8 protein-coding genes are annotated in these 11058 nt (G+C 72.1%); 5 read left to right on the top strand and 3 right to left on the bottom strand.

Translation table 11 applies throughout. From position 1 onward, the window contains the following. From ACOJUF_RS14085 to ACOJUF_RS14075, 3 genes are all read left to right on the top strand, one after another. The coding region (locus ACOJUF_RS14085; protein ID WP_420122459.1) for an ABC transporter ATP-binding protein at positions 1-928 on the top strand (928 nt) is incomplete at its 5' end. A 35-nt stretch (positions 929-963) separates the two neighbouring features. After that, positions 964-2844, top strand: coding sequence for a glycoside hydrolase family 13 protein (locus tag ACOJUF_RS14080; RefSeq protein ID WP_420122458.1), 1881 nt, complete (start codon positions 964-966; stop codon positions 2842-2844). Positions 2845-3020: 176 nt separating this feature from the next. Next, a complete protein-coding gene (locus ACOJUF_RS14075) occupies positions 3021-4019 on the top strand; it encodes an alpha/beta fold hydrolase (RefSeq protein ID WP_420122457.1) in 999 nt (332 codons plus the stop codon). A 244-nt stretch (positions 4020-4263) separates the two neighbouring features. On the opposite strand, the gene ACOJUF_RS14070 is transcribed toward ACOJUF_RS14075, so the two are convergent. From ACOJUF_RS14070 to ACOJUF_RS14060, 3 genes are all read right to left on the bottom strand, one after another. Next, a complete protein-coding gene (locus ACOJUF_RS14070) occupies positions 4264-5304 on the bottom strand; it encodes a LacI family DNA-binding transcriptional regulator (protein ID WP_420122456.1) in 1041 nt (346 codons plus the stop codon). A gap of 176 nt (positions 5305-5480) precedes the next feature. Further along, entirely contained in the window at positions 5481-5906 is a 426-nt protein-coding gene (locus ACOJUF_RS14065; protein WP_420122455.1) for a universal stress protein, read from the bottom strand. Continuing rightward, entirely contained in the window at positions 5903-7384 is a 1482-nt protein-coding gene (locus ACOJUF_RS14060) for an APC family permease (RefSeq protein ID WP_420122460.1), read from the bottom strand. Before ACOJUF_RS14060 ends, ACOJUF_RS14065 begins: the two co-directional genes overlap by 4 nt. Before the next feature lie 223 nt (positions 7385-7607). Here ACOJUF_RS14060 and ACOJUF_RS14055 point away from each other — a divergent pair, with 223 nt between their 5' ends. Together ACOJUF_RS14055 and htpG are read left to right on the top strand one after the other, a co-directional pair. Then, positions 7608-8813, top strand: coding sequence for a saccharopine dehydrogenase family protein (locus ACOJUF_RS14055; protein ID WP_420122454.1), 1206 nt, complete (start codon positions 7608-7610; stop codon positions 8811-8813). Positions 8814-8988: 175 nt separating this feature from the next. After that, positions 8989-10944 carry a molecular chaperone HtpG gene (htpG, locus tag ACOJUF_RS14050; RefSeq protein WP_420122453.1) on the top strand — a complete coding sequence of 652 codons (1956 nt, stop codon included), beginning with the start codon at positions 8989-8991 and terminating at the stop codon, positions 10942-10944. The last annotated feature ends 114 nt before the right edge of the window (positions 10945-11058 follow it).

Here is an 11058-nt window from a genome sequence, read left to right as displayed (position 1 = left end):
CATGAGCGTCCGGGACAACATCGCCTACGGGCTCAAGCTGCGCCGGATGCCCAAGGACCTCATCGACCAGCGCATCGCCAAGGCCGCCGACATGCTGGAGCTCACCCCGCTGCTGGACCGCAAGCCCAAGCAGCTCTCGGGCGGCCAGCGGCAGCGGGTGGCGATGGGCCGGTCCATCGTCCGCGAGCCGCAGGTCTTCCTGATGGACGAGCCGCTGTCCAACCTGGACGCCAAGCTCCGGGTCCAGATGCGAGCCGAGATCTCCGCCGTGGTGCGCTCTCTCAACACCACCACGATGTACGTCACGCACGACCAGACCGAGGCCATGACGATGGGCGACCGGATGGCGGTGATGAAGGCCGGCGTCCTGCAGCAGCTCGGCACCCCGAGCGAGTGCTACGACACCCCGGTCAACATCTTCGTCGCGCAGTTCGTCGGATCGCCGCCGATGAACCTGGTGACCGGCCGGATCAGCCAGGGCGCCGACGGTCTCGAGGTCACGGTCGGCTCCACGTCGCTGCACATCCCCGAGTCGGTGGTCTCCTCGCGCCCGGCGCTCAAGTCGTACGTGGGCAAGCCGGTGGTCGTCGGCGTCCGCAGCGAGGACATGGAGGACGCCAACCTGGCCCGGGACGCCGACGCGTCGCGGCGGATCCAGGGCAAGGTGACGTTGACCGAGGCGCTCGGCTCGGAGAACGTCGTGCACTTCACCTTCGCCGGTGAGCGGGTGGAGACGGCCGACACCAAGCTCATCGAGAAGGAGGCCGGCGGCGGCGAGATCCACGTCGGCCCCGAGCTCGGCGTGACCTGGGTGGCCTCGTTCGCCCCGCGCTCCCGGGTCCGGATGGGTGACGACATCGAGGTCGCCGTGGATGTCGAGCGCATCCACTACTTCGATCCCGAGACCTCGCTGGCCATCTGGACCTGAGCCGGCGGCGTCGGTCACACCACCACGGAGCAACGTTGTCGCCTCAGCTGGGTGCGACGGCCGGCGGCGAGCCCGGCCCGCACCACGACGGATCGTCCCTGTACGTCGGCGAGCAGACCCCCACCGCCGGCGACCGGGTGCCCATCTCGGTGCGGGTGCCCCGGTCGGCCGGGGTGGACTCGGTCTGGTTGCGGGTGGTGGAGGATGCCGAACCCCGCTACCTGCCGGCCACGCGCGGCGCGCCGGCCGGCCGGGCGGACGGCGGCGGGCCGGACGCGGGCGAGGACTGGTACACCGCCGACGTCACGGTGCACAACCCGGTCACCCACTACCGGGTGCTGCTCGATCGCGGCCCGGCCGGGTACACCTGGCTCAACGGGTCCGGCGAGCACGCCCGTGAGGTCGCCGACCGGCACGACTTCCGGCTGACCACCTACGATCCCGGCCCCGACTGGGGCCCGGACTCGGTGGTCTACCAGATCTTCCCGGACCGCTTCGCCAAGTCCCGGGACCGGGACCGCCCGGACTGGGCGGTGCCGGCGGGGTGGGACGACCCGGTCGTGCACGTCGGGCCGGACACCCCGCTGCAGTACTACGGCGGCGATCTGGACGGCATCGTCGAGCACCTGGACCACCTCACCGATCTCGGCGCCACCGCGGTCTACCTGACCCCGATCTACCCGGCCCGGTCGAACCACCGCTACAACGCCACCAGCTTCGACGGGGTCGACCCGCTGCTCGGCGGGGACGAGGCGCTGGCCCGGCTGACCGCGGCGGCGCACGCCCGCGGCCTGCACGTCATCGGCGACTTCACCACGAACCACTCCGGGGACGACCACGCCTGGTTCACCGCGGCCCGCGCCGGCGGCCCCGAGCGCGGCTTCTACTACTTCGACGGCGAACCCGGCGCGTCCCGGCCGCCCGGCCGGGACGAGTACGTCTCCTGGATGAACCATCCGAGCCTGCCCAAGTTCAACCTGGAGTCGGCGCAGCTGCGGGACCGGTTGTTCGGCCCCGGGGACTCGGTGGTCGCACGGTGGCTGCGCCCCCCGTACGACCTGGACGGCTGGCGGATCGACGTGGCCAACATGACCGGGCGGTACGGACCGTTCGACCACGGCCACGACGTCGCCCGCGAACTGCGGGCCACCCTCGACGCGGTCCGGCCGGGCTCGGCCCTGCTGGCCGAGCACTGCCACGACTACTCGGCCGACCAGATCGGCGACGGCGGGCAGGGCGCGATGAACTATGCCGGCTTCACCCGGCCGGTCTGGAGCTTCCTGACCGCCACCGACAACGGTCTCGGCTTTCTCGGGATGCCGCAACGCATCCCGCGCCGCGGCGGCCCGGGCACGGTGGCCACGATGCGCGACTTCCTGGCCAGCACGCCCTGGAAGGTCGCGCTGCGCCACTGGAACCTGCTGGCCTCGCACGACACTCCGCGCTTCCGCACGGTCACCGGCGATCCGGCGCTGGTCCGGGTCGGCATCGGGCTGCAGATGACCTACCCGGGGGCGCCGATGATCTTCGCGGGGGAGGAGCTGGGGCTGGAGGGCGTCGACGGCGAACACGCCCGGACGCCGATGCCCTGGCACCGGCCGGAGTCCTGGGACCGGGAGACCCTGACCGCGTTCCGCGAGTTGATCGCGCTGCGCCGGGCGCATCCGGCCCTGCGCACCGGTGGCCTGCGCTGGGTCGTCGAGACCGAGGACGCGATCGGCTTCCTGCGGGAGACCGCCGACGAGCGCCTGCTGGTCGTCGCCGCGCGGGCACCCTGGTCGGGCGCGACGCTGCCCGGCCGGCTCGCCGCCGGACCGGTGCAGACCTGCCACGGCGGGGTGGACCTGACCGTCTCCGAGCGGGCGGTGGTGGTGCCCGGCGCCGGCCCCGGGATCGGCGTCTGGCGGCTGGCCTGACCCGCCCGACCGGCCGTCCGCACGCCCGGGTGACCGTCTGGCCTCCGGTGGGCGACCGGGGTTAGTCTCTGCGGAGAACGGTTTCTGACGGACCTGACAACGGCGCGGGCGTCGGGACGCCGTCCCCGGGTCCGGGTCCCGTCCCGGCCCCATCTCGTGCCGACGGGAGGCCGGCCGTGCCGCATCGCAGGTCGACCCAGGTCCAACTGCGGACCGTGCACGGGCACGAGCGTGCGTTCGTGCTGGCCGGCCGTGGCCCGGCGCTGCTGCTGTTGCACGGCGTGGGGTGCGACCACCACACATGGGACCCGGTCATCGACCAGCTGACCGCCCGTTACACGGTCATCGCGCCGGACCTGCTGGGACACGGCCGTTCCGGCAAGCCGCGGGCGGACTACAGCCTGGGCGGCTTCGCCAACGGAATGCGCGACCTGCTGGCGATCCTGGGCATCGACCGGGTCACGGTGGTCGGACACAGCTTCGGCGGCGGCGTGGCGATGCAGTTCGCGTACCAGTTCCCGCAGTTCGCCGAACGTCTGGTGATGGTCGCCCCGGGCGGACTCGGCCGCGAGGTCAGCCCGTTCCTGCGGGCGCTCACCCTCCCCGGGGGTGGCACCGCCCTCGCCGTCGCCGCGGCCCCGCCGGTGCGCACCGCCCTGCGTCTGGTCGGCGGCCGGGCCCACGCGCTGGGCGTGCCCGGCACCGCCGACGTGCCCGGCGCCCTCGGCGTGCTGCGGGGCAAGTCCGACCCCGCCGAGCGCGACGCGTTCCTGCACGTGCTGCGGGGCGTGCTGGACTGGCGGGGCCAGGTGGTGGGCATGCTCGACCGGGCCTACCTGGCTCAGGGGATGCCGACCTGCGTGGTCTGGGGCTCCCGGGACACCGTGCTGCCGGTCGCCCACGCCCAACGGGCCCGGGAGGCGATCCCCGGGGCCCGGATCGAGGTCATCCGCGAGGCCGGTCACTTCCCGCACCAGGACACCCCGGACACGTTCGCGCAGATCCTGCACGACTTCATCGCGACCACGACGCCGTCGGTCTACGACGCCAAGGCCTGGCGCCGGGCGTTGCGGAGCGGCCGGGCCACGACCGCGGCCCGGACCGGCCTGCGGCGGCCGACCGGGAGGTCCGACGACCGGGACGGCCGCGCCGCGGTGGCCCGGACGGCCGGTTAGTTAGGCGTCCCCTGAAGAATCCGGCTCCTCCGTCGCCGAATTGCTTCCGGGGCACCCTCCCCGTGCTCGATGGTGGCCTCGCACGCTCGGCCAACCAGGGTCCCCTGAAGAATCCGGCTCCTCCGTCGCCGACTTGCTTCCAGGACACCCGTCCCGTGCTCGATGGTGGCCTCGCGCGCTCGGCCAACCGGCGTCGGGCGGCGGGACCGCGGGAGCACCTGACGACCACATCGACCGGCGCCGCTCAGCGCGGCGGGCCCACCGACTCGCGCAGGTGCACCGGCATCGGCACCAGATGCACGGCGGGCGGCTCCGGCGCCAGCAGCAACTCGACCGACCGCCGGCCCATCTCGAAGTAGGGGATGGCCACGCTGGTCAGTGCCGGCCGCAGCCAGGCGGCGAGGTCGGAATCGTCGAACGAGATGACCGAGACGTCCTGCGGCACCTGCCAGCCCACCTCCGCCAGGGCCTGGTAGACCCCGAACGCGACCCGGTCGTTCAGGCAGATGAAGGCGGTCGGGGTCGGGCCGGTCGGGCGGACGCTCGACAGGTACGTCGACATGGCCCGGTAGGCGTGGTCGGGCCACCACAGGGTGTCCACGACGGCGGCCAGATCGGTGCCCTCGGCGGCGAGCACCTCGCGGATCCCGGCCAGCCGGTCCTCGCCGGCCATCGCCTGCGCGGTGTGCTCGCCGACGAGGACGATCCCGTCCCGATGCCCCTTGGCCAGCAGTTCCCGGGCGACCGACCGGCCGGCCTCGGTCTCGTCGGGGACGACGGCGGGCAGCCGCTTGCCCCGGGTGTAGGAGTTCATCAGGACCACCGGGTGGCGCCGCAGCACCGCCGGGATGCGCACCACCTGGGTGTACATCGAGGCGTGCACGAAGCCGCCGACACCGCGGTCCAGCATGCCCTGGATGATGCTGCGCTCGACCTCGGGATCGCCGCCGGTCTCGCCGACGAACAGCAGGTGCTCGTGCTGCAGGGCGCTGGTCAGCGCGCCCCGCACGGCCTCGCCGGCGAACATCTCGCTGGCGATCTGGTCGGACAGCAACCCGATGGTCTGCGAGGAGTTGGTGCGCAGGCTGCGCGCGAGCAGGCTGGGCCGGTAGTTGAGCTCGCGGGCGGCCTGCCGCACCCGGGTCTCGGCGTCCGCGGAGATGCGCATGTCCCGCCGGCCGCTGAGCACGAACGACGCCGTCGTCCGGGACACGCGGGCCCGTTCGGCCACCTCCCGCAGGGTGACCCGGGGAGCGGGGCCGGTCGGCAGCGGCGGTTGCGTCACTCGCGCCGCCCGTTGCTCACCAGGTCCACCTTCTGCCGGAATCGATCGGTCGCCGCGAAGAGAACCGGCGTCGATTGATTGAGCCTAACGGGCCGGCCCGACCGACCGGTATCGTCGCCGGCCGTCGGCCGGCTGTCTGACGGTCGTTTGACGGTCGACGCCCGCGGGTGCGGCGGCTACTCCTCCGCGGCCGGTGGTGGCACGCAGAGCACCGGACGGGTGGACCAGTGCAGCAGCTTGTGCGGGGTGGAACCGAGGATCGCACTGCGCAGCGGGCTTTCCCCGTAGGTCCCGACGACGATGAGCCGGGCGTCCCGGGCGTCGGCGACGTCCAGCAGCGCCTGGGCCGGCCGCTCGTCGACCAGCTCGACCTCCACCGCCACGCCGGCCGCCCGGGCCCGGGTGGTGGCGTCGGCGAGCGCCTTGTGGCCCTGCTCGGCCAGCGCCTCGGCGTGGGCGGTGAACTCCTCGCCCATCCGGCTGGGCGGGGCGTCGGCGTAGACCACGACCAGGGTCTCGTTCATCCGGGCGGCGATGTCCACCGCCTGCTCCAGGGCCCGCTGGGCGCCCGGCGACTCGTCGTATCCCAGCACGATCGTCATCGGACCGCCCCGTCCCCGCCGTGATGGCCGCTGCTGCCGTCGGCGCCGCCGTCGCCGGCGGGCCGCCCGCCGGCCGCGAGGACCGGATCGGCCACCCCGGGCCGTTCCTGCCAGTAGCGGCCGTCGTGGAACCGCCAGAAGACCATGAAGACCACCCCGGCCAGGAAGATGAAGACGCCGATGACCAGCGGCGGCCCGACGCCCAGCCAGGCCACCCCGGTGGACGAGTTCTCCGGGTCGGACATGTCGATGATCGACTCGACCAGCAGCCACAGCAGCAGGATCGAGCCGATCACCGGCCCGACGCCGATCAGCAGGAAGTTCTTCACGCTGCGGGTCAGCTCGCGGCGGTAGTAGATGGCGCAGGCCAGGCCGGTGAGCGCGTAGTAGAACGCGATCAGCAGCGACAGCGCCGTCAGCGAGTCCAGCAGGGCGTTCTCGGACAACAGGTTGACCACCAGGTACCAGACGGTGGCGATGACGGCGACCGTCCAGGTCGACACGTCGGGCGTGCGGACCCGCGGGTGGATGTGGGCCAGCGACCGGGGCATGGCGTGCCGGCGGGCCATGGACAGCCCGGTCCGGGACGCCGGGATGATCGTCGTCTGGGTGGACGCGATCGCGGACGTGGCCACGGCCAGCAGCACCACCCAGGACCAGCTGCCCATCGCGCTGTCGGCGAGGGTGCCGAAGATGCCCTCCTCCTCGCTCGCGTTCTCGGCCAGGAAGTCGACCCCCGCATAGGCGACCACGGCGATGGCCACCGACACGTAGGTGACCAGCAGCACCACGGTGGACACGATCGCGGCCCGGCCCGGCGTCGAGGAGGCGCCCTCGGTCTCCTCGTTGAGGTTGACGGCCGACTCCCAGCCCCAGTAGGCGAAGACGCCCAGCAGCAGGCCGCCGGTCAGCGCGGCTCCGCCGGCGCCGAACGGGTTGAGCCAGGACACCTCCGGGACGAGCGAGGCGTACTCGCTGGTGCCGTTGAGCGCGGCGGTCAGCGCGACCACCGCGAAGATCAGCAGCGCACCGACCTGGGCGAGGATGAGCACGTCCTGCAGCCGGGCCGACAGCTCGGTGCCGATCACGCAGATCGCGGTCATCAGGAAGATCAGCAGCACGGTGAGGCCCTGCAGCACCCACGGGTTGTCGACCAGATCGTCCAGCCCGAACGTCAGCAGCAGGTAGGTGACGCCGACGTTGGCCAGCGAGCCGACGATCAGCACGCCGGTCATGCCGATCGCCCAACCGCCGAGCCAGCCGAACCAGGGACCCATCGCCCGGGTGACCCAGGAGAAGGTGGTGCCGCAGTCCGAGTCGACCCGGTTGAGGTAGTAGAAGGCGGACGCGATCAGCAGCATCGGCACGAACGAGGCGAGCATGATGCCGGGCGCGTACACCCCGACCAGTGCCACCACCGGGCCGATGATCGCGGCGAGCGAGTAGGCGGGGGAGGTGGCCGCCAGACCGATGGACATCGAGCTGACGAAGCCGATGGCGCCGGGTTTCAGCGTGGCCTCGGGTTCTCCCGCCGGGCTCGGGGGTGACGCGGCCGGCTCGTTGCTGCCCACGGGACGTCCTCCTGGGTCCTGGCCCGTTCCGGGCGCCGGTGGAGTCAAAGCCTGATAATGGCATCCGCGCGACCCATTTGCTGGCCCGGTCGTTTCTGTCCGTGAAATTTCTCGTGAAGAAGGTGCCTCCATGCGGGTGTTGCTGGTCGGCGCGGGGGGTGTCGGCGGGGCCATCGCGCTGATCGCGGCCCGGCGGCCGTTCTTCGCGGCGATGGTCGTCGCCGACTACGACGAACCGCGGGCGGCCGCGGTGGCCGCCTCGACCGGGGATGCGCGCTTCACCTCGGCCCGGGTGGACGCCGGCGACCGCGCGCAGGTCCGGGCCCTGATCGCCGAGCACCGCTGTGATGTGCTGGTCAACGCCACCGATCCGCGCTTCGTCATGCCGCTGTTCACGGCCGCGCTGGCCGAAGGCATCGACTACCTCGACATGGCGATGTCGCTGTCCCGGCCGCACCCCACCGAGCCGTACGCGCGCACCGGGGTCAAACTCGGCGACGAGCAGTTCGCGCTGGCCGACGAGTGGGCGGCCGCCGGGCGTCTCGCGCTGATCGGGATCGGGATCGAGCCGGGCATGGCCGACGTGTTCGCCCGGTACGCCGCCGACGAGCTCTTCACCACGATCGACGAGCTGGGCGTGCGCGACGGGTCGAACCTGACCGTCGCCGGCTACGACTTCGCCCCCAGCTTCTCGATCTGGACGACCATCGAGGAGTGTCTGAACCCGCCGGTCGTCTACGAGGCGGACCGGGGCTGGTTCACCACGCCGCCGTTCAGCGAGCCCGAGGTGTTCGACTTCCCCGACGGCATCGGTCCGGTCGAGTGCGTCAACGTCGAGCACGAGGAGGTGCTGCTCATGCCGCGCTGGATCCGGGCGGGCCGGGTCACCTTCAAGTACGGGCTCGGCGAGGAGTTCATCGGTGTGCTCCGGGTGCTGCACAAGCTGGGCCTGGACCGCACCGAGCCGGTCCGGGTCGGTGACGTCGAGGTCTCCCCTCGGGACGTGGTGGCCGCGGTGCTGCCCAACCCGGCCCGGCTGGGGGACAGGATGTCGGGCAAGACCTGCGCCGGGCTCTGGGTGAAGGGAACCGGCCCGGACGGGGCGCCGCGCGAGGTGTACCTCTATCACGTCGTGGACAACGAGTGGTCGATGCGCGAGTACGGCGCCCAGGCGGTGGTGTGGCAGACCGCGCTCAACCCGGTCGTCGCGCTCGAGCTGATCGCGGCCGGAACGTGGTCCGGAGCCGGCGTCCTCGGGCCGGAGGCGCTCCCGCCGCGCCCGTTCCTGGACCTGGTGAACGAGTACGGCTCGCCCTGGGCGATGCGCGAGCAGTAGACCGCTCGCGCCCCGGTGTCCCGCGCGGATCATCGACGCCGGCGCGGCCGACATCGTCGACTCCCGGCCCACCGGTCCCATTCCGCGCGAGTCGATCCGCGCCGGACCCCTGCGGAGGATCGGCCCGGCGACACATAGGGTGGTCGTCGCACATCACCGGAGGAGACGATCTGCGATGTCGACCGAGACGATCGAATTCCAGGCGGAGGCCCGCCAGCTTCTGCAGTTGATGATCCACGCGATCTACTCGTCCAAGGACGTGTTCCTGCGGGAGTTGATCTCCAACTCCTCGGACGCGCTGGACAAGCTGCGCCTGGACGCGTTCAAGGACAAGGACCTGGACGTCGACACCGACGACCTGCACATCACGGTGACGACGGACCCGGCCGCCCGGACGCTGACCGTCGCCGACAACGGCATCGGGATGAGCCGGGACGAGGTCGTCGACCTGATCGGCACGATCGCCAAGTCCGGCACCGGCGAGGTGCTGGCCAAGCTGCGTGAGGCCCGCGAGTCGGGCCAGTCCGAGCAGGCGTCGGCCGAGCTGATCGGCCAGTTCGGGGTCGGCTTCTACTCCAGCTTCATGGTCGCCGACCGGGTCACCCTGGTGACCCGCAAGGCCGGCACGCACCACGGCGTGCGGTGGGAGTCCACCGGTGAGGGCAGCTACACCGTCTCCGACGAGCCCGACGCCCCGCAGGGCACCTCGGTCACCCTGCACCTCAAGCCCGAGGACACCGAGGACGAGCTGCACGACTACGCCAACCCGATGACGGTCCGCTCGATCATCAAGCGGTACTCGGACTTCATCACCTGGCCGATCCGGATGGTGCCGATCACCCCGCCGTCCCCGCCGGGAGGCGAGGACACGGCCGAGGGCCCGGACGCCGTCGACACCGTCGACGCCGTCGATGCCGCGCCCGAGCCCGAGACGGTCAACTCGCGCAAGGCGCTCTGGGCCCGGCCGCAGAGCGAGGTCTCGCCCGAGGAGTACACCGAGTTCTACCGGCACGTCAGCCACGACTGGCAGGAGCCGCTGCAGACGATCCGGCTCTCCGCCGAGGGCACGTTCGAGTACCAGGCGCTGCTGTTCATCCCCGGGCACGCGCCGATGGACCTGTACTGGCGCGACGCCAAGCGCGGGGTCCAGCTGTACGTCAAGCGCGTCTTCATCATGGACGACTGCGAGGCGCTGGTGCCCGAGTACCTGCGCTTCATCAAGGGCGTGGTGGACGCGAACGACCTGTCGCTCAACATCTCCCGGGAGATCCTGCAGCAGGACCGGCAGATCCGGCTGATCCGCAACCGGCTGGTCAAGAAGGTGCTGTCGACCGTCAAGACGCTGCGGGACGACGAACCGGAGAAGTTCGCGACGTTCAACACCGAGTTCGGCCGGGCGGTCAAGGAGGGCCTGCTGTCCGACCGCGACAACCAGCAGGCGATCCTGGAGATCCTGACCTTCTCGTCCACCAACGACGCGGACCGCCCCACCACGCTGGCCGAGTACGTCGCCCGGATGCCCGAGGGGCAGAGCGACATCTACTACATCACCGGTGAGTCGCGGACCGCCCTGGAGTCATCGCCGCACATGGAGGCGTTCCGGGCCAAGGGGTACGAGGTGCTGCTGCTGACCGACCCGGTCGACGAGATCTGGGTCGACGCGGTGGCCGACTTCGACGGCAGGTCCCTGGCGTCCATCGCCAAGGGCGAGGTCGACCTGGGCGGCGAGGATGTCGATGAGGACACCACCAAGGACTTCGGCGACCTGCTGGGCTGGCTGACCGCGACCCTGATCGACGACGTCAAGGCGGTGCGCCTGTCGCACCGGCTGACCACGTCCGCGGCGGTGCTGGTCGGCGATCCGGGCGACCTGACGCCGACCCTGGAGAAGATGTATCGCGCGATGGGCCAGGAGCCCCCGGTGGTGAAGCGGACCCTGGAGCTCAACCCGCAGCATCCGCTGGTGGCCGGCCTGCGCGACGCCCACCGCCGGCGGCCGGACGATCCCGGTCTGGCCGAGACCGCCCAGGTGCTCTACGGCATGGCCCTGCTGGCCGAGGGGGGCGAGCTGCCGGATCCGGCGGCGTTCGTCAACCGGCTGGCCGGCCGGCTGGCCGCGACGCTCGGCTGAGCGCCGGCGGTGGGGGGCCCCAGGGGGCCCAACGGGGGCCCCAGCCGGGCCCCCCCCCCCCCCCCGCGGCCCCCACGCCCCCGGGCCCCCCCCCGGCCCCCCCACCGGGGCCCG

Source organism: Nakamurella sp., from assembly GCF_048594475.1.
Classification (GTDB): domain Bacteria; phylum Actinomycetota; class Actinomycetes; order Mycobacteriales; family Nakamurellaceae; genus Nakamurella.
The sequence above is the reverse complement of the archived record's forward strand: the minus strand, read 5'-3'. Positions and strand labels throughout refer to the sequence as shown.

Excerpts from the sequence above, each read along its gene's own strand:
- ACOJUF_RS14065 (WP_420122455.1), bottom strand. The coding sequence starts at position 5,906 with ATGACGATCGTGCTGGGATACGACGAGTCGCCGGGCGCCCAGCGGGCC.
- ACOJUF_RS14060 (WP_420122460.1), bottom strand. The coding sequence starts at position 7,384 with ATGTCCATCGGTCTGGCGGCCACCTCCCCCGCCTACTCGCTCGCCGCG.
- ACOJUF_RS14055 (WP_420122454.1), top strand. The coding sequence starts at position 7,608 with ATGCGGGTGTTGCTGGTCGGCGCGGGGGGTGTCGGCGGGGCCATCGCG.
- htpG (WP_420122453.1), top strand. The coding sequence starts at position 8,989 with ATGTCGACCGAGACGATCGAATTCCAGGCGGAGGCCCGCCAGCTTCTG.